At 74.6% G+C, this 20,958-nt stretch carries 17 protein-coding genes; 6 read left to right on the forward strand and 11 right to left on the reverse strand.

Annotation, left to right across the window (positions count from 1 at the left end; genetic code table 11):
- Positions 1–172 precede the first annotated feature (172 nt).
- Positions 173–3,217, forward strand: coding sequence for a bifunctional [glutamine synthetase] adenylyltransferase/[glutamine synthetase]-adenylyl-L-tyrosine phosphorylase (locus ACFYOU_RS09505; protein ID WP_391304451.1), 3,045 nt, complete (start codon positions 173–175; stop codon positions 3,215–3,217).
- 141 nt (positions 3,218–3,358) lie between these two features.
- Here ACFYOU_RS09505 and ACFYOU_RS09510 read toward each other — a convergent pair whose 3' ends face one another.
- On the reverse strand, positions 3,359–3,520 hold the full coding sequence (locus ACFYOU_RS09510; RefSeq protein WP_391304453.1) for a hypothetical protein: 162 nt from the start codon (positions 3,518–3,520) through the stop codon (positions 3,359–3,361).
- A gap of 144 nt (positions 3,521–3,664) precedes the next feature.
- Complete coding sequence (locus tag ACFYOU_RS09515; protein ID WP_389769495.1) at positions 3,665–4,285, reverse strand: TetR/AcrR family transcriptional regulator; 621 nt, start codon at positions 4,283–4,285, stop codon at positions 3,665–3,667.
- 174 nt (positions 4,286–4,459) lie between these two features.
- Between ACFYOU_RS09515 and ACFYOU_RS09520 the strand changes: the two genes are divergently transcribed.
- Positions 4,460–6,031, forward strand: coding sequence for an amidohydrolase family protein (locus tag ACFYOU_RS09520; RefSeq protein WP_391304455.1), 1,572 nt, complete (start codon positions 4,460–4,462; stop codon positions 6,029–6,031).
- A 28-nt stretch (positions 6,032–6,059) separates the two neighbouring features.
- Here ACFYOU_RS09520 and ACFYOU_RS09525 read toward each other — a convergent pair whose 3' ends face one another.
- Positions 6,060–6,953 carry a phosphatase PAP2 family protein gene (locus ACFYOU_RS09525; protein ID WP_391304456.1) on the reverse strand — a complete coding sequence of 298 codons (894 nt, stop codon included), beginning with the start codon at positions 6,951–6,953 and terminating at the stop codon, positions 6,060–6,062.
- Positions 6,954–7,138: 185 nt separating this feature from the next.
- On the reverse strand, positions 7,139–8,263 hold the full coding sequence (locus ACFYOU_RS09530; RefSeq protein ID WP_391304458.1) for a substrate-binding domain-containing protein: 1,125 nt from the start codon (positions 8,261–8,263) through the stop codon (positions 7,139–7,141).
- A gap of 473 nt (positions 8,264–8,736) precedes the next feature.
- On the opposite strand from ACFYOU_RS09530, the gene ACFYOU_RS09535 reads away from it, so the two are divergent.
- Positions 8,737–10,416, forward strand: coding sequence for an alpha-amylase family glycosyl hydrolase (locus tag ACFYOU_RS09535; protein WP_391304459.1), 1,680 nt, complete (start codon positions 8,737–8,739; stop codon positions 10,414–10,416).
- A gap of 81 nt (positions 10,417–10,497) precedes the next feature.
- Here ACFYOU_RS09535 and ACFYOU_RS09540 read toward each other — a convergent pair whose 3' ends face one another.
- Complete coding sequence (locus ACFYOU_RS09540; protein WP_391304460.1) at positions 10,498–11,226, reverse strand: TetR family transcriptional regulator; 729 nt, start codon at positions 11,224–11,226, stop codon at positions 10,498–10,500.
- A gap of 330 nt (positions 11,227–11,556) precedes the next feature.
- Here ACFYOU_RS09540 and ACFYOU_RS09545 point away from each other — a divergent pair, with 330 nt between their 5' ends.
- Both ACFYOU_RS09545 and ACFYOU_RS09550 read left to right on the forward strand, forming a co-directional pair.
- Positions 11,557–12,102 (forward strand): hypothetical protein, encoded by a 546-nt coding sequence (locus ACFYOU_RS09545; protein WP_391304462.1) that lies wholly within the window; start codon positions 11,557–11,559, stop codon positions 12,100–12,102.
- A 94-nt stretch (positions 12,103–12,196) separates the two neighbouring features.
- On the forward strand, positions 12,197–12,592 hold the full coding sequence (locus ACFYOU_RS09550; protein WP_391304463.1) for a DUF6281 family protein: 396 nt from the start codon (positions 12,197–12,199) through the stop codon (positions 12,590–12,592).
- Between the two features lie 59 nt (positions 12,593–12,651).
- Here ACFYOU_RS09550 and ACFYOU_RS09555 read toward each other — a convergent pair whose 3' ends face one another.
- Both ACFYOU_RS09555 and ACFYOU_RS09560 read right to left on the reverse strand, forming a co-directional pair.
- Positions 12,652–14,598 (reverse strand): hypothetical protein, encoded by a 1,947-nt coding sequence (locus ACFYOU_RS09555; RefSeq protein ID WP_391304464.1) that lies wholly within the window; start codon positions 14,596–14,598, stop codon positions 12,652–12,654.
- A gap of 139 nt (positions 14,599–14,737) precedes the next feature.
- Entirely contained in the window at positions 14,738–15,337 is a 600-nt protein-coding gene (locus tag ACFYOU_RS09560; protein ID WP_391304466.1) for a tetratricopeptide repeat protein, read from the reverse strand.
- Positions 15,338–15,557: 220 nt separating this feature from the next.
- Between ACFYOU_RS09560 and ACFYOU_RS09565 the strand changes: the two genes are divergently transcribed.
- Positions 15,558–16,052 (forward strand): hypothetical protein, encoded by a 495-nt coding sequence (locus tag ACFYOU_RS09565; RefSeq protein ID WP_391304467.1) that lies wholly within the window; start codon positions 15,558–15,560, stop codon positions 16,050–16,052.
- A gap of 86 nt (positions 16,053–16,138) precedes the next feature.
- On the opposite strand, the gene ACFYOU_RS09570 is transcribed toward ACFYOU_RS09565, so the two are convergent.
- The 4 genes from ACFYOU_RS09570 to ACFYOU_RS09585 form a co-directional block, all read right to left on the reverse strand.
- Positions 16,139–17,545 (reverse strand): DUF1996 domain-containing protein, encoded by a 1,407-nt coding sequence (locus tag ACFYOU_RS09570; protein ID WP_391304469.1) that lies wholly within the window; start codon positions 17,543–17,545, stop codon positions 16,139–16,141.
- Positions 17,546–17,702: 157 nt separating this feature from the next.
- Positions 17,703–18,716 carry an NAD-dependent epimerase/dehydratase family protein gene (locus tag ACFYOU_RS09575; RefSeq protein WP_391304471.1) on the reverse strand — a complete coding sequence of 338 codons (1,014 nt, stop codon included), beginning with the start codon at positions 18,714–18,716 and terminating at the stop codon, positions 17,703–17,705.
- 99 nt (positions 18,717–18,815) lie between these two features.
- On the reverse strand, positions 18,816–19,493 hold the full coding sequence (locus tag ACFYOU_RS09580) for a winged helix-turn-helix domain-containing protein (protein ID WP_391304472.1): 678 nt from the start codon (positions 19,491–19,493) through the stop codon (positions 18,816–18,818).
- Between the two features lie 335 nt (positions 19,494–19,828).
- On the reverse strand, positions 19,829–20,854 hold the full coding sequence (locus ACFYOU_RS09585; RefSeq protein ID WP_391304474.1) for a DUF6891 domain-containing protein: 1,026 nt from the start codon (positions 20,852–20,854) through the stop codon (positions 19,829–19,831).
- Positions 20,855–20,958 lie beyond the last annotated feature (104 nt).

Genomic DNA, 20,958 nt, shown 5'->3' on the forward strand with positions numbered 1-20,958 from the left:
GGTCACGACGTAGGCTCGGCGTGCCGCGTGATCTCCCGGCCGGTTCCGGGACGGTCCGCACCACGGGAAGGACGGGCGGCGAAACGATGGCGGGACGGGACGGACGGAACACGGGACCGGCGGGCGCACCGCCCGGGCGGGCCACCGCGACGGCGGTCGGAGGGACGCGGCGATGACGGTGCCCCAGGGGCGCAGGAGCAGCACGTTCACCCGGCTGCTGCGGCACGGCTTCACCGACCCCTCCGCGGCCGAACGGCTGCTGGACGGCGCGGCGCTCGCCCCGGTGCGCGCCGACCCGGTGCTGCTCGACGCGCTCAGCCGCACCGCCGACCCCGATCTCGCCCTGCTGGGACTCTCCCGGCTGGTGGAGGCCCAGCCGGACGAGGTGGGCGCCCGGGAACTGCTGGACACCCTGATCACCGCGAAGCCCCTGCGCGACCGGCTGCTCGGGGTGCTCGGCTCCTCCGAGGCGCTCGCCGACCACCTGGCCCGGCACCCCCGGGACTGGCTGGCCCTGGCCACCTACGAGGCGCAGGACCTGCACCCGGACGTCGGGGAGTTCACCCGCCAACTGGCCGGGGCCACCGACCCCGTGTCGCTGCGGGTCGCCTACCGGCGCTGTCTGCTGTCGATCGCCGCCCGCGACGTGTGCGGGACCACCGACGTCGCCCAGACGGCCGCCGAACTCGCCGACCTCGCGACGGCGACCCTGCGCGCCGCGCTGCGGCTGGCCTCCGCGGCGGCGCCCGAGGACGCCGCCAAGTGCCGGCTCGCGGTCATCGCGATGGGCAAGACCGGCGGGCACGAGCTGAACTACGTCTCCGACGTGGACGTCATCTTCGTCGCCGAGCCCGCCGCCAACGGAAGTCACGACGGCAGCCATGACGGCAACGACGGCCGTGACGGCAACGGCGGCGGGGAGGCCGAGGCACTGCGCGCCGCGACCCGGCTCGCCTCGCACCTGATGCGGATCTGCTCCGAGACCACGGTCGAGGGCACCATCTGGCCCGTCGACGCCAACCTCCGCCCCGAGGGCCGCAACGGGCCCCTGGTGCGCACCCTCTCCAGCCATCTCGCCTACTACCAGCGCTGGGCGAAGACCTGGGAGTTCCAGGCCCTGCTCAAGGCGCGACCCGTCGCCGGGGACGAGGAACTCGGCGCGCGCTACGCGGCCACGCTCGCGCCCCTGGTGTGGCAGGCGGCCGAGCGGGAGAACTTCGTCGCCGACGTGCAGAAGATGCGGCGGCGGGTGGTCGAGAACATCCCCGCCGGCGAGGTCGACCGGGAACTCAAGCTGGGTCCCGGCGGGCTGCGGGACGTTGAGTTCGCGGTGCAGCTCCTCCAGTTGGTGCACGGCCGCGCCGACACCTCCCTGCGCAGCGGCACCACCCTGGACGCGCTCGACGCGCTGGCCCGCGGCGGCTACGTCGGCCGGGTCGACGCCACCCAACTCGATGACGCCTACCGCTTCCTGCGGACCCTGGAACACCGCATCCAACTGTTCCGGCTGCGCCGCACCCACCTGGTCCCCGAGGACGACGCCGATCTGCGCCGCATCGGCCGTTCGCTCGGCATGCGCACCGAACCCATCACGGAACTCGACCGGGCCTGGCGACGGCACACCTCGATGGTGCGACGGCTCCACGAGAAGCTGTTCTACCGCCCGCTGCTCGACGCCGCCGCCCAACTCGCCCCGGGGGAAGCCCGGTTGAGCACCAAGGCGGCCCGGGAACGGCTGGTGGCCCTCGGGTACGCCGACCCGGCGTCGGCGCTGCGGCACCTGGAGGCGCTGGCCTCGGGGGTCAGCCGCAAGGCCGCCATCCAGCGCACCCTGCTGCCGGTGCTGCTCGGCTGGTTCGCGGACTCGGCCGACCCCGACGCGGGACTGCTGAACTTCCGCAAGGTGTCCGACGCGCTCGGCAAGACCCCCTGGTACCTGCGGCTGCTGCGGGACGAGGGCGCCGCCGCGGAGAACCTGGCCCGGGTGCTGTCCGCCGGGCGACTGGCCCCGGACCTGCTGCTGCGGGCCCCCGAAGCGGTGGCCCTGCTCGGTGACCCCAGCGGACTGCGGCCCCGGGGCCGGGCCGCGCTGGAACAGGAGATCCTGGCCGCCGTCCGCCGCGCGGACGGGGTGGAACAGGCCGTCGGAGCGGCCCGCGGGGTGCGCCGCCGGGAACTCCTGCGCACCGCCGCCGCCGACATCGTCTCCTCCTACGGCACCGAGGAGGAGCCCGCCGTCGCCGATCAGGGCGCGCTCGTGGACCTGGTGGGCGGGGCGGTCTCCGACCTGACGGCCGCCACCCTGGCCGGCACGCTGCGCGCCGTCGTCCGGGCCGGCTGGGGCGACGAACTGCCCGCCCGGTTCGCCGTCATCGGCATGGGGCGCTTCGGCGGGCACGAACTGTCCTACGGTTCCGACGCCGACGTCCTGTTCGTGTACGAGCCGCGCGCCGGCGTGGACGAACAGGTCGCCGCGAAGGCCGCCAACACCGTCGTCGCCGAACTGCGCCGACTCCTCCAGATCCCCAGCGCCGACCCGCCGTTGCTCATCGACGCGGACCTGCGCCCGGAGGGCAAGAGCGGACCGCTGGTACGGACCCTGGGCTCGTACGCGGCGTACTACCGGCGCTGGTCGCTGGTGTGGGAGGCGCAGGCCCTGCTGCGCGCCGAACCGGTCGCCGGTGACGTCGAGTTGGGTCAGCGGTTCATCGAACTGGTCGACCCCCTGCGGTACCCGGCGGAGGGCGTCGGGGTGGACGCGGTCCGGGAGATCCGGCGGCTGAAGGCCCGGATGGAGTCCGAGCGGATGCCCCGGGGCGCGGACCCCACCCTCCACACCAAGCTGGGGCGCGGCGGCCTCTCGGACGTGGAGTGGACGGTGCAACTGCTCCAACTGCGGCACGGCTGGGCGGAACCGGGCCTGCGCACCACCCGGACCCGTGAGGCGTTGGCGGCGGCCCGCGCGGCCGATCTGCTGGGCGGTGAGGAAGCGGCCGTCCTCGACGAGGCGTGGGTGCTCGCCTCCCGGGTGCGCAACGCGGTGATGCTGGTGCGCGGTCGGGCCGGGGACACCTTCCCGTCCGACGGGCGCGAACTCGCCGCCGTGGGGCGTTACCTGGGCTACGGTCCGGGCCAGGTCGGCGAGATGCTGGACGGCTACCGACGGGTCACCCGAAGGGCCCGCGCGGTGGTCGACGAGGTGTTCTACGACTCCTGAACGCGGCGGCGGGACACCCCCCGTGCCGCCGGGCGGTCGACACCCTGACCGGCCGCCTCCGTACGGGAGCCGCGGCGTGTCCCGGCACCGGCCGGAGCGGAGGACCGCAACGGGCCGGGAACCGGGAACCGCCCTCGGACGTCAGCCGAAGAGGCCGCCGACCGAGCCGAAGGCGTCGCTGACCGGGTCGGTCACCGCTTCGGTGGCCGACTCGACGGCCTCGGTCGCGGCGTCGGTGGCCGCCTCGGTCGCCGCGTCGGTGGCGTCGCTGATCGCTCCGGTGATGAAGTCCTCGATGGGCACGGTGAACTCCTGTGAGTCGCAGGGGCGGAACGACCGGTGGCCGCTCCGGGTGGAGCCGAAGATCCACACTTTCGTGATCGTCTCAGAGCGAACTCGTCCGCGCAAAGGTTCGGTTGCCGGTCCGGGCCCCGGCCCCCGGACCGGTCACGACCTGTCGCCCCCCGGTGTGCGCAGGGTCGCGACATGGGCGACGAAACCGGTGAGCGCCAGCTCGAAGGCCCGGTCGGCGCGCCCCGGTCCCCCTGCGGCCAGGGCGTCCGCGAGGTGCGGGGTGGGCGTCCGGTCGGGGAGCTCCCACATCGGGTCGGGGGCGGCGAGGTCCAGCGCCGAGCCCAGCACCAGGTTCTCCAGGGCGATGACCACCGGCATCACGTCGGGGAGCCGGAACCCGGCGTCGAGCAGCCGGACGACCGCCCGTTCGTACTGGGCGAGCACCCGGGGCGCGCGCACCGGTGAGGTGGTCAGCAGGGGGATCGCCCGGGGGTGCGCGGCGAAGGCGGCGCGGTAGGAGCGGGCCCAGTCCGTCAGCGCCCGGTCCCAGGGTCCGGCGTCGAGCGTCCCGGAGTCGATCGCCTCGCAGATCCGCTCCCGCAGGAGTTCCACGATGCCGTCCCGGCCGTCGACGTGGTGGTAGACGGAAGCGGTCCGCGCCCCCAGCCGGGCGGCGATCCGCGGCACGCTGAAGTCGCCCTGCTCGTCCACGAGTTCCAGTGCGGTCGTGGTGATCCGCTCGCGGTCGAGGAGCGGGGTGCGGGGGCGTCCCATGCCGTGGCCTTTCCGTGGTGGCCTTCCGTCGGGGGCGCGGAGGTCGCGCGGACCGGGCCTTCTGGACCTCTCCGGCACAGGTTACCGTGGCAAAACCGAAAGCCTTTAGGTTTCGGGTGGCCGGACGGGAGAGGAACCGCACCCCGCGCCGCCCGCCACGAGAAGGAGCATCCGATGCCGCACCCCGCCGCCGACCTCGTCCTGACCGGAGCCCGGGTCCGCACCCTCGACCCCGCCCGCCCCACGGCCACCGCCGTCGCCGTGCGCGCGGGAGTGATCGCCGCGGTCGGCGACGACGCCGACGTCCGCGACTGGCGCGGTGCGCGCACCGAGGTCGTCGACCTGGCCGGGGCGACCCTCGTCCCCGGGCTCACCGATGCGCACAGCCACCCCGTGTGGGGGCTGGAGATGGCCACCGGAGCCGATCTGACCGGGGTCACCGACCTGGCAGGGCTGCGCGCCGCGCTCGCCGCCGCGGACCGGATCGACGGCTGGGTCCTCGGCTGGGGCCTCGACCACAACGCCTTCGGCGGCGCCGCCCCGCACCGCGCGCTGATCGAGGAGGCGGTGGCCGGCGCCCCCGCCCTGCTCCGCCTCTACGACGGCCACTCCGCACTGGCCAGCGGCGCCGCCCTGCGCGTCGCCGGCGTCACCGGGCCCCGCGCGTTCACCCAGCGCGCCGAGGTCGTGTGCGACGCGGAAGGGCCCACCGGGCATCTGATCGAACACGCCGCGATGGAGCTCCTCACCCCCGTACTGCCCCGACTGCCGCACGCCGAACGGCGCGCCCGACTGCTGGGACTGCTGTCCTCCATGGCGGCCACCGGGCTGACCGGCGCCCATGTGATGGACGCCGGTGACACGGCCCTGCTGGCCGCCGTCGCGGAGGAGGCGGAACTGCCGCTGCGGCTGCGGCTCGCCCCCTGGTGCATGCCCGGCGCGGACCGGGACGCCCTGGACGAGCTGATCGCCCTCCAGGGGAGCGGCGGCCGGGGCTGGCGGATCGGCGGGGTGAAGTTCTTCATGGACGGCACCGTCGAGGGCGGCACCGCCTGGCTGGACCACCCGGACTGCCACGGCCGGGGCACCGAGGCGCTCTGGCCGGACCCCGGGGCGTACGCGGACGCGGTGCGCCACCTGCACGCGGCGGGGGTCCGCACCGCCACCCACGCCATCGGCGACGCGGCGGTGCGGCACGTCCTGGACACCCTCGCCCCGCTCGGTGACGGCGGACGGCTACGGCACCGGATCGAACACATCGAGACCGTGCCCGACGACGTCCTGCCCCGCTTCGCCGCCCTCGGCGCCATCGCCTCGATGCAGCCCCCGCACAGTGCCTACACCCGCGCCGACCACAGCGACGAGTGGTCCCGGCGGCTCGGTGACGAGCGGGCCGGGCGGGCCTGGCGGGTGCGGGACCTGCGGGACGCGGGCGCGGTGGTCGCCCTCGGGTCCGACTGGCCGATCGCCCCCTTCGACGCCCGGTCCGTGCTCGCCACCGCCCGGGCGCCGCGCGGCGCGGCCTCCGCCCGGGCCGGGCTCACCGGGCTGATGGCGCTGGAGGGGCTCACCTCGCACGCCGCGCTCGCGGCCGGGGAGGCGGACGTCGCCGGCCGGATCGCCCCCGGCTACCGCGCCGACCTCACCGCGCTCGGCCTCGACCCGGTCGACGCCCCTGCCGACGAGGTCGCCGAGGCCGAGGTCAGGCTCACCACCGTCGCCGGTCGCGTCACCCACCGCAGCTGACCGGCTCCGGCGGGCGGCGGTTGCGGGGTCAGCCGCTCGCCGGAACCGTCTGCGGCAGCCGCGAGGGCCAGGCGCCGTACCAGAGGCGGGCGACGCCGTAGCCGAAGGCGAGGCAGATCATGCCGCCGACCGCGTCCAGCCAGAAGTGGTTGGCGGTGGCGACGATCACGACGAGCGTGGCGACCGGGTAGAGCAGGGCGAGCACCTTGACCCACGGCACCCGTGCCAGGAAGTAGAGGGTGAGCCCGCACCACAGGGACCACCCGATGTGCATCGACGGCATGGCCGCGTACTGGTTCGACATGTTCTTCAGGTCCCCGGAGGCCATCGACCCCCAGGTCTCGTGCACGAGGACCGTGTCGATGAAACCGCCGCCGGTCATCAGCCGCGGCGGCGCGAGCGGGTACAGGTAGTACCCGACCAGGGCCACCGCTGTCGTCGCGAACAGCACCGTGCGGGTCGCCGCGTACCGTCCGGGGTGGCTGCGGAACAGCCAGACGAGCACGCCGAGCGTCACGATGAAGTGCAACGTGGCGTAGTAGTAGTTCATCCCCACGACCAGCCAGGTGACCGAGTCCACCGCGTGGTTGACCGCCTTCTCGAAGGCCAGCCCCATGCTCTGCTGGAGGTCCCAGATCCAGTGGGCGTTCCGCATCGCCTGCGCTTCCCGCTCGGGCACGGCGTTGCGGATCAACGAGTAGGTCCAGTAGCTGATGGCGATCAGCAGGACCTCGAACCACAGCCGGGGCCGGCGCGGCGCCCGCATCCGGTCGAGCAGCCCGCGCGCAGCGCGTCCCCCGGCCCGTCGCGGGGCACTGACCTGCTCGTCCACGGGTGCGACGCCGCCTCGGGGAGCGGCACCGGGCTCCCCGCTGGCGGCCTGCTGCCGGCCTTCCAGTTGTGTCACGGTCGTCTCACCCATGGGGGAAGAGTCTGCCAGATGATGGTGCTACGTCTGATCATCCCCTGGGAGGGCCGACCCCGCACGCGATCCCCCTCACGTACCGTCGCCCCTCCTCCGCGCGGCGTACGGGACGCCCGGGCGCGGTCCGGGAGACGCCCGGAAACGCCCGGGCCCGGCTCACGGACGGGTCCGGGGGGCTCCGCTCACGGGGCGGGCCGCCCCGGCGCACAGGCCGTGGACCCCCGGACGACCAGCTCGGGCAGGAACACGAACTCACTGGGCGGCGCGGGCGTCCCCCCGATCCCCTCCAGCAGGGCGCGCACCGCGGCCCGCCCCATCGCCGGCACCGGTTTGCGGACCGTCGTGAGCGGTGGATCGGTGAACGCCATCAGCGGGGAGTCGTCGAACCCGACGACGGACACGTCACGCGGCACGTCCAGACCGCGCTGCCGGACCGCGCGCACGGCACCCAACGCCATCATGTCGCTGGCGCACACCACCGCCGTGCACCCCCGGTCGACGAGCATCCCGGCCGCCGCCTGGCCTCCCTCCAGGGAGAACAGCGAGTGCTGGACCAGCCGCCCCGTGATCTCCTCCTCGTCGAGGCCGAGCTGTGCGCGCACCGCCCGGACGAAACCCTCGACCTTCCGCTGGACGGGCACGAACCGCCCCGGCCCGAGCGCCAGACCGATCCGGGTGTGACCGAGGGAGACCAGGTGCGTCACGGCCAACTCCACCGCCGCCCGGTCGTCGGGGGAGATGGCCGGCGCCCGCACCGCCGGGGCGAACCCGTCCACCAGAACGAACGGCACCCCCTGGGCGCGCAACCGTTCGTAGCGCCCCGGGTCGGCGGTGGTGTCGGAGTGCAGCCCGGAGACGTAGATGATCCCGCGCACCCCCCGTTCGACCAGCATCTCGGTCAGCTCGTCCTCGGTGGAGCCGCCCGGGCCCTGGGTGGCGAGCACCGGGGTGTAGCCCTCCCGGGTCAGGGACTGGGCGATCACCTGGGCCAGCGCCGGGAAGATCGGGTTGTCCAGCTCCGGGATGATCAGCCCCACCAGCCCGGCGCTGCGCTGCCGCAGCCGCACGGGCCGTTCGTAGCCGAGGCCGTCGAGCGTGGCGAGCACCGACCGGCGGGTGGCCGCGGAGACCCCCGGCCTCCCGTTGAGGACCCGGCTGACGGTGGCCTCGCTGACCCCCGCCCGCGCCGCGATGTCGGCGAGCCGTGCCGTCCCCGACGGGGGCGCGGGTCGCCCGTCGTCCGCCCACCCCCGGGCCGGAGGCGGCACCGGGTCGGTGGGGTGGTGCGCCGCGGGCTGCTGGCTCATCGGGCTCCCTCGTGGTCGTACCGAACGGGCTTGCGGCTGGGGCGACATGACTGCACGTCGGCTGACCGGGCGACGCAACGGGTGGTGCACGGTCAGCTCGTCGGCCCGTGCCTGCTCAACGTATACGTAGCCCCGGAGCGCGGCGCCCCGCACGTCCGGGTAGCCCCGGAGCGCGGCGCCCCGCATTCCGACCGACACCCGGACCGCAAGACCTTGCGAAGGGCCGTCGACCTTCTTGCGCATTCTTTCTGCAAGGTATTTCGTAGGGGAAGGCACCGCTGTTACGTTCACCTCTTCCGGTGTGCACCGCCGGACCGACCCGGACCCCCTGCGTCCCCGTTCCCGGCCCGTCGCCCCACGCGCCCCCGAAGCCCCTCGTCACCGGCCGCACCGCGCGCGGCTCCCGGCACCCGACCCGCCGGACCCGCGGCAGACCTCCCGAGCGCATCCGCCCCCGACGCAGCGAGGACACCATGAGTCAGCACACCGCCGACCAGCCGCAGTCCGGAACCGCCGCCGCCGCGACCGGCCCCGGCTGGTGGACCGAGGCGATCATCTACCAGGTCTACCCGCGCAGCTTCGCCGACGGCGACGGCGACGGCATGGGCGACCTCGAAGGCGTGCGCTCCCGGCTGCCGTACCTGCGCGACCTCGGGGTCGACGCGCTGTGGCTCAGCCCCTTCTACGCCTCGCCGCAGGCCGACGCGGGCTACGACGTCGCCGACTACCGCGCCGTCGACCCGGTGTTCGGCACCCTGCTCGACGCCGACGCCCTGATCCGCGACGTCCACGCCCATGGACTGCGGATCATCGTGGACCTGGTCCCCAACCACTCCTCCGAGCAGCACGAGTGGTTCCGGCGCGCCCTCGCCGAGGGTCCCGGCTCCGCGCTGCGCGAGCGCTACCACTTCCGCCCCGGCCGGGGGGTCGACGGCGAACTCCCGCCCAACGACTGGGAATCGGTCTTCGGCGGGCCCGCCTGGACCCGCACCACCGACCCCGACGGCACCCCGGGCGACTGGTACCTGCACCTCTTCGCCCCGCAGCAGCCGGACTTCGACTGGGACCACCCGGCCGTCGCCGACGAGTTCCGTTCCATCCTGCGCTTCTGGCTCGACATGGGGGTGGACGGCTTCCGCGTCGACGTCGCCCACGGCCTCGTCAAGGCCCCCGGCCTGCCCGACCTCGGCACCCGGGAACACCTGCGCCTGCTCGACGGCGAGGCGAAGCCCTTCTTCGACCAGGACGGGGTGCACGAGGTCTACCGCTCCTGGCGCACCGTGCTCGACGAGTACCCCGGCGAGCGGATCTTCGTCGCCGAGGCGTGGACCCCCACCATCGAACGGACCGCCCGCTACGTCCGCCCCGACGAGCTGCACCAGGCGTTCAACTTCCCCTACCTCACCACCCCGTGGGACGCCGCCGCACTGCGGACGATCATCGACCGGTCCCTGGACGCCATGCGGGCCGTGGGCGCCCCGACCACCTGGGTGCTCTCCAACCACGACGTCACCCGGCACGCCACCCGCTTCGCCAACCCGCCCGGTCTCGGCACCCAACTGCGCACCGCCGGCGACCGCGAGCTGGGGCTGCGCCGGGCCCGCGCGGCGACCCTGCTGATGCTGGCGCTGCCCGGGTCGGCGTACGTGTACCAGGGGGAGGAACTGGGCCTCCCGGACGTGGTCGACCTGCCGGACGAGGTCCGCGAGGACCCCTCCTTCTTCCGCGCCGCCGGACAGGACGGCTTCCGCGACGGCTGCCGCGTGCCGATCCCGTGGACGGTGGACGGCACCTCGTACGGGTTCGGCTCCGGCGGTTCCTGGCTGCCGCAACCCGCCGGCTGGGGCGAGCTGAGCGTACGCTCGCAGACCGGCGTCGAGGGTTCCACGCTGGAGCTGTACCGGGCGGCCCTCGCGGCCCGTCGGGCCCACCCCGCGCTGGGCGCCGGCGACCGGGTGCAGTGGCTGGACGCCCCGGCCGGGGTGCTCGCCTTCCGGCGCACCGCCGGGGGGCGCGACCTCGTCTGCGCCGCCAACACGACGGGCGCACCGGTGTCGTGGACGGCTGCGGGCACCCTGCTGCTGTCGAGCGCCCCGCTGGGGGCGGACGGCGAACTGCCCGCCGACACGACCGCCTGGTGGACCTCTCCCTGACGCCCGCCCCCTGCGCCCCCGACCGCTGTACGCGGGACGGGGCGCACCGGTGGTGCAGGAACGATTCCTTGGTGCTTCGGCTCAGACGGAGGCCCGGGGCGCCAACGCCATCAGCCGGCCCACGAGATCGCCGAAGGGGCCGTCCACGGGCTCGGCCGCCAGGATGCGGACCAGGATCCGGGCCATCTCCTCGTCGTAGGCGGAGCTGACCGCGAGGAGCGCCGCGAAGTCGTGCACCAGCTGCAACTCCAACTCGTGGCGGGGGATCTGCCGCTTGTCCAGCCACAGCAACGCCGTGGACTCGGCGAGCGAGAGCCAGGACCGCACCACCAGTTCCAGCCGCGGCGGCGTGGCCTCCACCCACAGGTGCGACAGGATGTGCTCGTACGCGGTCTGCCGCACCGAGTCGATCAGGGCGTTGGTCGCGGAGACCGTGTTCACCGGGACCGACTCGCCCAGGGAGATGGCGGGCCCCCCGCGCATCAGGGCCGAGAACCCCGGCCCGTGTTCGTCCACGAAGTCGAAGAACCGGCGCATCACCCGCAGCAGCCGGTCGCCGAGCGGCCCCTCGTGCGGCTCCTCGAAGCGCCCCGCCAGGTCCTCGGCGGCCCGGGTCAGCGCGGCCTCGTACAGACTCAGCTTGCCCGGGAAGTAGTGGTAGACCAGCGGTCGGGATATCCCCGCGGCGGCGGCTATCTCGTCGATGGACACCTCGTCGGGCGAACGGCGGCTGAACAGGTCGAGGGCGACCCCGATCAACTGCCGCCGCCGTTCCTCCACACCCATCCTGCGGCGCACCCCGGTCGTCATGGGGAACACCCTAACGGCACGCGTCCCGCCCGCCCGGCCCTGCCCGGGGACCGTTACCGGAACCTCAGGTACCACGTGCCAACTCCCCCTGGACATAGGGGAGAAGGGTCGATTCCGGTATCGGTCGCGGGGTCCTTCGCCGGGCGGGACCGGGCGGAGTTCGCCGACCTGCGGAGGAAGGCGACCGACCGCGGGCCGGGTTTCTCGACGGACCGCACCGCACGACCGCTCCACCCGTGGTGAAGTACTCCATGGTCCGACGAAGGGCCGCCGGACACCCCCCACCCCGACCGGCCCTTCACCCCCCACCATCCGGAGCACGAAGACGCCATGACCAGGTACCCCCACCACCTGCGCCGGGCCGCTGCCGAGGCCATCGGCCGCTTCCCCCACGCCCTGCGCCCGGAGATCTACGTCGTCTCCTTCCGCATCGGCCGCCTGGGCGACGACCCCCGCCGTCCGTACCTCGCGGTCGGCCCGAACACCGAGAGCCGGTTCCGCGCCGCGTTGGACCGGCACGGGCCGGACGAGGCCCGCTGGAACCCGGCGCACTGGCTCCCCGAGGCCGAACGTGTCGGCGGCGGCCCCGAGGACCCCGACGGCGCCGCGGCGTTCCGGTCGGCGGCCGAACGGCTCGGCTACTGGTACGAGGACGGGGACGACCTCACCGACGACGAGGAGGACGACTGCGCGGAGGCCCTCTACGACCTGTTCGCCGACGCCTGCGAACGGGCCGCCGACGCCCTGACCGCCACCGGGACGGTGACCGCCCTGCTGGGCCGTGCCGTTCCGATCGTGGTCCACGACCCGGCCCTCAGCGGTTGGGAGCCGCCCCGTCCGCCGGACGTGCGCTCCTTCCTCCCGCACCACCCGTAGCGGGTCCGTTCCGCGTGAACGTTTCGGCGGGGTCGCCCGTCGTAGGAGCACGAGCGCGCCGGCCGGAGTCCGGCGCCCGGTGAGGAGGACGCTCATGAAGGGGACCGTGCGGTCCGTCGGCGCATTGACGGCCGTGCTCGTGGCGGTGTCGCTGTCCGCGTGCGCGGCGGACGACGGCGCAACGGGCAGCCAGGCCGCGGCCTGCGCCTACGAGGTGACGTACCAGGGCCGAACGTACGGCGGCGTCGGCGACGTCGGGGCCGGGGACGTGCCCGTCGGTGCCGAGCTGGGCCGGGCCACCTTGCCGCCCTGCAACGACCACAGCGGTTCCGACGAGACGGCCACCACGGAGCGGGCCTACGCCGTCGAGGGCGTGGCCCCGAAGGTCGCCATCGCCGTCGGTGCGACCCCGGACGAGGTCACGCTGGTGGCCGTCCGCGCCGGCGGGGAACTCCCGCAGGAGGTGCGGCGGTTGATCGACGACAAGTGAGCGCCTGACCCTCCGGTGGCCCGCCCGGGCGGGCCACCGGAGGGTCAGGACACGACCGGCTAGTGCAGGGCGTGCAGGACGCTGCCGTCCGCGGCGCGGCCCCGCAACTGCGCCTGGGCGCCCTGCTGGGCGGGCGCGGCCAGGAAACGGCCCCGGGCCTTCTCGGCGACGTCACCGGTGGTGGAGACCTCAGTGACCCCGGCGCTCCCGGCGGCCAACAGGTACCAGGAGCCGGCGTCCGACTTCCACAGGGCCCCGGCCAGCACCCGCGGTTCCCGCGCCCCGCACGCCGGCGAGCCGGACGACTGGGCGGCGACCGCAGCGACGGGCTTCCCGGGGGCGAGCACCTGGGCCAGCACCCTGGCGTCCCCGCCCCGCCAGGTGTCACCGCGGGTGCACAGCCAGGTGGCCTCCCCGTTGCCCTGCGGCAGCGGCTGGCGCGCGTACGCCCACGAGTTGACCGACCGCACCCCCTGCCCCTGCAACATGGCCAGCGAACACGCCGTGCGCGCCCACTCGTCGAGCGCACCCTGGCCCGTGGCGTCCCGCGCACCGTCGGGCGTGCCCGCGGTCAGCCGGGCGGGCGCCAACTCGCCGAGGTCCGTGAGCAGCCGGGCCGCCCCGCCGCGCTCCTCCAACTGGAGGACGTGCCAGGTGGAGCACAGCCCGGTCTTCGGGTCGGGGCGGCCCCCCGCGGCCAACGGATCGGTGACCCCGTCGGTGGACCGGCGCAGCTTCACGGGGGTGCTGCCGGGCTCGCGCAGATCGCGCATGGACGCCTCCGTCACCCAGGGCGCCGTCAGGTACCGGACGTTGCCGTCGGTCCGGCCCAGCACCAGGGCGCCGGCCCCCGCCCGCTGGGCACCGTCCACCCGGGCGAAGTCCAGGGCGGCGTCCCGGGTGCCCTCGACGGGCTCCGCGTACCGGACGACCCGCAGTCCGTCGTAGAACAGGACGACCCGGGCCCCGTCCACCTCGCCCGCGTACAGGAGCTGTGCCGGTCCGGGCGCCGCGCCGGACGCCGTTCCCGGGGTCGCCGACACCCGCACCGAACCGCCGGGCCGCGCCCACACGGCGAGCGCCCGGCGCAGCAGCGCCTTGTCCTTGGTGTGCGAGCCCCGGGCGGGCCAGACCGAGAAGTCGGTACGGGCGGAGGTCTCCCAGGCGGTGGCCTCGGCGCCGGTGAGCTGGTCGGGGTCGAGCGCGGCCTGCCCGGCGGGGTTGCGCGCGTAGGGCGGGGCCGCGGCACCGTCCGGTCCCCAGCCCTCGCCGGGGAGCCCGAGCAGGGTGCCGCACACCACCAACGCGGCCAGGGTGACGCCGGCCGCCCGGAAGTGCTGCCGGCGCCGCACCAGATCGGTGGGCCGCGCCTGGAGCGCGCACGGGTCGAACTCGGGCGACTCCAGCAGCGCGGACGGGGCCTCGACCTCGTCGGCTTCGTCCAGCGCCCCCTCGGGGTCCTTCACGCCGGCCGCCGCGAGGAGGTCCAGCGTCGCGTCCTCGGACAGCCGTTCCAGACCCCGCAGCACGTAGGCGGCACGCCCTTCGACGGAGAGGTCCGCCAACTGCTGGTCGAGGGCGAGTTCGTCGGCACCGCCCGAGCGGGGGAACAGCTTCAGGCCCCACACCTGGGGCAGCGCGGGCCGCCGTCGGACCCGGTCGGCCAGGGCGAACCGTTTGGCGGGCCGTCCCGCCGACAACGCGGCCCGCAGGACCCGCAGTCGGGCGAGAGCGTACTCGGGATCGGCGGACCGGGAGTCGTCGGAGCGGCGGGCCGGCACCACACCGCCGACGCGCTGACCGCTCCGGTCGCGGGGCAGGGACCGCTGGACCACACCGTGCGCGGTGAGCGCCCGTCGCGCCCGGGGCAGGTCCGGCGGCAGCACCAGATAGGCGAGCCGGGCGAGCCGCGGGTAGTGCTCGACGAGAGCGGCCCCGGCCCGCTCCACGTCGGTGGCCGGGCCGGTCGGGTGGTCGGGGCGGGTGGCGACATCCTGTGACTGCACGACCAGCGCAACGAACGAACCGTCCCCGGGTCACCCGGGCGACCCGGACGGGGGACGTCGGCCCGGCCCGGACCGCCCGGCCCGGGCCGGACCGGGTTCGGTCGCGGGTTGGGCCCGGCGGGTCGGGTTCCGGTGCGGGTCAGGGTTCGCTCGGGGCCGTGAGCTGCTTCGCGTAGTGCCCCAACGACCGCTGGTAGCGGGGCAGGTGCGGGGCGAGCGAGCTGAGCGCCAGGGCCAGTGCCTCCCGCTCCCGACCGGTGTCCGCCAGGCACAGGGCGAGGAACGCCCGTACCGCGTCGTCCAAGTCGTCGTGTTCCGCGGTGAGTTCCGGGGTCAGCAGGACGACCCCCTCCTCGGGGCGGCCCAGGTTCCGCAGGGAGCTGGCCAACTGGATCTTCGCCCGCCGCCGGCGTACGCCGACCACCCCGCGCTCCAGGGCGAGCCGGTACAGCGGGACCGCCCGCTCCGGGCGGCCGGTCGAGTCGAAGGCGCCGGCCCGCTCGAACGCGGCCACCGCGCTGTCCGTCGGCAGTTCCCCGGCCAGGGTGTCGATGAGCGCCCGGAACTCGGAAGCGGACAGGGTGTCGTACCGGGACCAGGCGGCCGCGAGCCGCTGTTCCCAGGCGAGTCCGGGCTCCCCGTCGTGCGTCACCGCCACCGTGGTGCCCGCCGTGCCGCCCGCTCCGCCCGCCCTGCGGCCGACCGTGCTCGCGCCGTCACCGCTCCCGTTCCCACGCATGCCTCCCCTTCCCGTTCTCCACAGGCACACCTTCGCACACTTGTACCCCACAAGCAGCCGGGGAAAGGCTGTGATCAGCCATGTTTGCCCTGGCGAACGCGCCCCGCAGAGCATGGTGTTGAAGGGGACCGGGGCTCGGCCGTTGAGCGCGGCGGAGCCCGGGGCCGTATCCAGGAGGGGGCCCGCCCGGGCTCCGGGACACCGGCGGAAGGGCGGCGCCATGCGGCGGACGAGGGGCGGCTCCGAGGAGGGCCCGGAGGGGACGGCGAACGGTGCGCGGTTCCGTGTCGGGCGCCGGGCACGGCTCGCGGGCCCGGTCGTGCTGCTCACCGTGCTCGGCGGGCTCACCGGCTGTGCCGACCGGACCCCGGAGGTCCCTCCGACGGCCACCGGCACCCTGGAGGACCTCGCCGCCCGGGCCGGCTGCGAGCCCGAGCTGCGGACCGGGGCCGAGGAGCTGAGGTTGGCCGACTGCCGGGTGGACGGGGGCCGGTTCGTGCTCGCGACCTTCGCCACCGACCGGGGCCAGCGGGAGTGGTTGAACGGGGCGAAGGACTACGGCGGCACCTATCTGGTGGGGCGGGCGTGGGTGGCGGTGGGGGAGCCGGACGTCGTCGGGGCGCTCCGCCGTGCGCTGGGCGGCCGGGTGGAGGAATCCGCGCACGGCACGGACACCGACCCGGACTCCGGCACCACGGGCCACGGCGGCCACTGACCCGGAGGGCGGGATCGGCTCCCGCCCTCCGGGCCGTCGGGGCGTCCCTCACCGGCCCGTTCGCTCCGGCCGGTGCACGGGCCCGGTCACGAACACCGCTGACCTCGGTTGAGGCACTGCGTCAGCCGCTGCATGAGCCGCCGGTCGAAGACGTTGATGAAGTCACCGTGGTCGGTGACCGGCTTGTGCAACTGCTCGGGGAACGAGTCGACGGCGAAGTTCCGGCGCGGTGCCACGTCGTAGACGATGCGCTGGACGAGCTGCGGGACCGCCCGGAAACCCGAGGGGCAGGCGCCCGTGCGCGGATCGACGAACGCCACGTGCGTACGGTGGTTCGCGCTGTCCGTGTTCCTGCCGTCCCAGCAGCTCTGGAAGCGGAAGGTGCGCACCACCCGGCTGCCGCTCGGACACAGCGGGTACTTGTCCTTCAGCTGCCGGTCCTCGAAGCCGGTGCAGCTCCAGGAGGCGTTCGCGTTGCCGGTGCCGTTGGTCAGGGCCTTGGCGTCCCCCGTGATGATCCGCAGGAACCGCGGCATGGCCACCACCGGGGAACGCGGGTTGCCCACGAACTCCAGGGTCACCGACGAAGGCGTCTGGATCTTGCCCACGTTCCGGTCCCGACCGCCGCCGTCCGCACCGGCGTCCGCCTCGTCCCGCCCGTTCTGCACCCGCAGCACCGGCCAGTAGTACGAGGACCGGTCGCCCTGGTTGCGGCAGGTGGTCGCACCGCGGGCGAGCGTGCGGTCATCGGCGAACGCGTCGTTGGCCTGGTTGCCGACGTAGTCGTGCATGTGGTGGGCGCCGTTGCGGACGCCCGGTGCCACGATCACGTTGTCCGAGTTGAACAGGCCGTTCCGGTTGGTGCCGCACCGGGTGGTGAAGGTGCCGCGGGAGGCGTTGCGCTGGAAGCGGGGGAGCCGGGTGCTGTTGGGGCGGACCGACCTGATGTCCACGTAGTCGGCGGCGACGGGGCCGTTGCCGGCCTGACCACCGCCACCGCCGCTCCCGCTCCCGTTGTCGGGACGGCGGGCGTCGGGGGACCGGCCGGTGCAGGTGGCGAGGGAGTCCAGCCCCGCGGGCGGCCGACCGCCGCTGCGGCTGATCTGGAGCCGGATGCGCTCGATCACCACGGCCCGGTCGTTGCCCAACGGGGTGAGGATGGCGTCCCGCACGAACCGCGGGTCCCGTACGGCGGCGTCCCGGGAGGCCGCGAGCCGCCGGTAGGACTCGGTGATCTGGCCGTCGAGGGTGGCCAGATCACCGTCCACCCCGGCCCGCGCCGCGCCGGGCACCTCCGTCAGTTCGTTGCCCACGTCGGGGCAGTCGATCGTCGCGACCACCGGCCGCGTGGCGTCGCCGTCGGTCGGCACGGACTCCTGCGCCGCGGCGTAGACGTTGGCCACGACCAGCGCGCCCGCGCCCAGGATCAGGGCGGTCGACGCGGCCACGGCGCGTCGGGCGGTGCTCGGTCGGCGTTTTCGTGTGCGTGCCATGGAACTCCTCTGCTCTCCTCGCCGGGCCGGGGGCGCACGGCAGGGGTGAAGCGGTTCCGTTCCATACGGGGTGGTCCGCGCGGGCGTTCAACGCTCCCGCCGATCCGTCGTGGGGCACAGGTGTGCGGTGGCGGTCGACGGGCGACCGCCACCGGAATCAGCCCTGGTCGCCGCCGTCCGCGACCTCGCGCAGGATGCGTGCCTCGGTCTCCGCGGAGAGCCGGACGGCGGGCCGGTCCGTCCGTTGCGGCGCCGCACCGCCCAAGGAGGTGAGCCACGTCCAGGTGTCGGCGACCGTCTCGGCGGCCGGGCGGCAGACCAGGCCCGCTCCGACGGCCCGCGACACGTCCGAGCCGTGCAGGGCCGCATGCACCTCCGAGTCGGGCGGGGCCCAGATCGGCAGCTCCGTCCAGGGTTCCACCCCGGCCTTCAGGATGACCTCCGGGTCGATCCAGCGCAGTCGGGCGCGGGAGCCGGTGACCGCCGCACAGGCGTCCAGGAGCTCGCCGGTGGTGGTGTGCCCCGAGGGACTCACCGTGTCGTAGGGGCCGTTCAGCCCGGCCACCGTCGCATCGAGGGCGAAGACGGCGAGGTCACGGACGTCCACGTACTGGAGGGGCAGGTCCCGGGGGCCCGGGGCGAGGACCTCACCGCCCCGGGCGATCCGGTTCAGCCACCAGGGCAGCCGTCCGACGTTCTCGTAGGGGCCGATGATCAGTCCGGCGCGCAGCAGCAGGCTCCGCTCCGGTCCGAAGGCGGCCTCCACGGCGAGTTCCGCGCCCCGTTTGTCCTCGGCGTACGCCGTCGCCTCCGCATCGGGGTCGCCCGTCACCGTCGGATGGTTCTCGTTCGCCCCGGCGGGCGGTGCCCAGGCGTACACCGACTTGGTGGACACGTACGTGTAGCGGCCGACCCGGTCCGCCAACAGCGCGGCCGTGTCCCGCACCGCGCGGGGGGCCGCCGACCAGGTGTCGACCACCGCGTCCCACGCGCCGTTCGCCAGCGCGGACAGCCCCCCGGGCGCCGTACGGTCCCCGGTCAGCGTGGTGACGCCGTCCGGTGCGGGGTGCCGTCCCCGGTTGAACGCGGTGACCTCCCAGCCGCGTCGCACGGCCTCCTCGGCGACGGCGCGCCCCGCGAACTCGCTTCCTCCCAGAATCAGTAGCTTCATGCACCGACCCTGACACCGCGCCGGTCCGGGTGGGAACGCGGTTCCGCTGTCGGAGAACGCCTTCCTCCGACAGCGGAATCCGCACGGCGCGGGATCACCTCACTGGGCGGACGGCGGCACGTACTTGTAGCCCACCCTGCGCACGGTCTGGATCGCCTGCCGGTGCTCCGCCCCCAACTTGCGGCGCAGTCGGGCCACATGGACGTCGACGGTCCGGCCGTCGCCCACGTGCCCGTACCCCCACACGGTGGTGACCAGCTGGTCCCGGGTGTGCACCCGCCCGGGGTGCGCGACGAGGTGGGCCAGGAGTTCGAACTCCAGGTAGGTCAGGTCGAGTTCCCGCCCGTGCACCCGGGCGGTCCGCCGCACGGTGTCCACCCGCACCAGTTCGTCGCCCTCGACGGACTCCTCCCCGGACGTCGGGGGCACGGGCAGCAGCCGCTGCTGGTCGGCGGGGACCAGGACCAGGTACCCGATCATCGGGGGCTGCCCGGGGATCGAGGGCAGGGTGTGCTGGGGCGCGGGCAGCCAGGTGGCCCCGGGTGGCAGGAAGTCCGTCACGTCGACGACTTCGTCCCGGTCCACGGCGCGCAACCCGCGCCGGGCGGGGGAACCGGTGGCGCCGGAACGGCTGCCCGGCCCGCCGAGCGGCTGGCCGTAGGCCGCGGCGGTGGCCGTCGAGTAGGCCGCGGCGGAGGAGGGGGGATACGAGGTCCCCTGGGGATAGGAAGCGCCCGAGCGGGGGGTGTTCGCCGGGAAGGAACGGGTGTTCGCCATGAGGGGTCAGCTCTTTCGCGCGAGATGCCGTCGATTGAGTCGAGGGCGACGGGCCGGTGGACCCGTCCCGTCGAGGACGTACGTCGTGCGCGCTGGCCGAAGGCCGGGGTGAACGGCTTTAGAGGGCCTGCGCGTTCCTTGCGCGGCGACACACCCGATCGAAGTCGTGGTGCTGTCGGGACGGCCAGAAGGGCTCCAGTGCGTACACGTCGGGGCATCCCGTCGTTGTGTTCTGGTCGCTGGCCATGGCGCCATTGAACCAGAAGGGGGTGCCCGTCAGGAACGCTCTCTCACCTGATGGACGCCTCCCTTGGCGTGTTTCCGGCACCCTCACCTCAACCGACCAGGCGCTTTCGCCAGTTGACAGGGGTCACGAGGATACTGCTGTCCGGTTCACCGTCCCATTCCGTGGACAGCCCGGCGGCCGCCAGTGCCGCGACCACCTCACGCCCCACCGCGACCGCGGTCGGGCCGGTGCCGTCGAACCCACCGTGCACCAGCGACAGCCCCTGCCCGGCGACTGCGGAGGCGGTCGCCCCGCGGTGGAAGAACACGTACCCCCGGGCGCCCGGACCGGCCTCGCCGTCGATGTCGGAGCGCCCGCAGCCGTGGCAACACGTAAAGTCCTCACGGGCCGTGATCCCCGCGCGTTCCAGCGCCGCGAACGCCTCCGTCACCCGCTCGGGGTCCGTGGTCCCCGACCACTCGGCGCTCTGTGCGACCCGCGCCAGCCACAGCCGGTCCACCAACGCCCGCGCCTGCCCCGGGGACACCGGTCGCCGCCCGGGCGGAAACCCGGCGCGCGCCGCCCGGGCCGAGCCGATCAGGTGCTCCTCGGCCACCTCCGCGAGCGCCGCGCGGTCGAGGTACCCGCAGCGGATCAGCGTCCGCACCCGCTCCTCCAGGGGGCCGCGCAGTTCCTCGGGCACCTCCGGCTCGTCGACCGGCGGGTCCGCGTCCACCGGTTCCCACGCGATGCCGTGGTCCCAGCCGTCCGTGCCGAGCGACCAGCCGACGACCGCCGCGACGACCCGGTCGCGCTCGTCGGCCGCGAGGTCCGTCCCCAGGAACACCGCCCGGCTCGACCGGTGTTCCACGCGGTACTCCTCCCCCTCGGCGTGCCAGACCTGGAGGAACACGTCCGGGAGGTCGGGCACCCGTTGCACGACGAGGAAGTGGTCGTCCGCCCCGCCGATCCGCTCCACCAGGTGGCGCAGCCGGGCGGCCGAGGGCCGCAGAAGGCTCGCGTCGTCCTCCGTCCTGACCCGGACGGCGAGCGGGCCGCCGGCGCCCGACCGCGCCCCGTCCCCCGGCGCACTCCGGTCGAGCGCCTCCGCTCCCGCCCCGCTCGCGTCCGTCATGGTGCTCCCCTTCGGCCTGCGGATTCCGCGGGCCGCCGTACCGGACGGCCCCGGGCGGGGGGAGGATTGTCGGACCCGACGGACCGCCCCCACCCGGGACCCAA

Source organism: Streptomyces sp. NPDC005955, from assembly GCF_042871255.1.
In the GTDB taxonomy this organism is placed as follows: domain Bacteria; phylum Actinomycetota; class Actinomycetes; order Streptomycetales; family Streptomycetaceae; genus Streptomyces.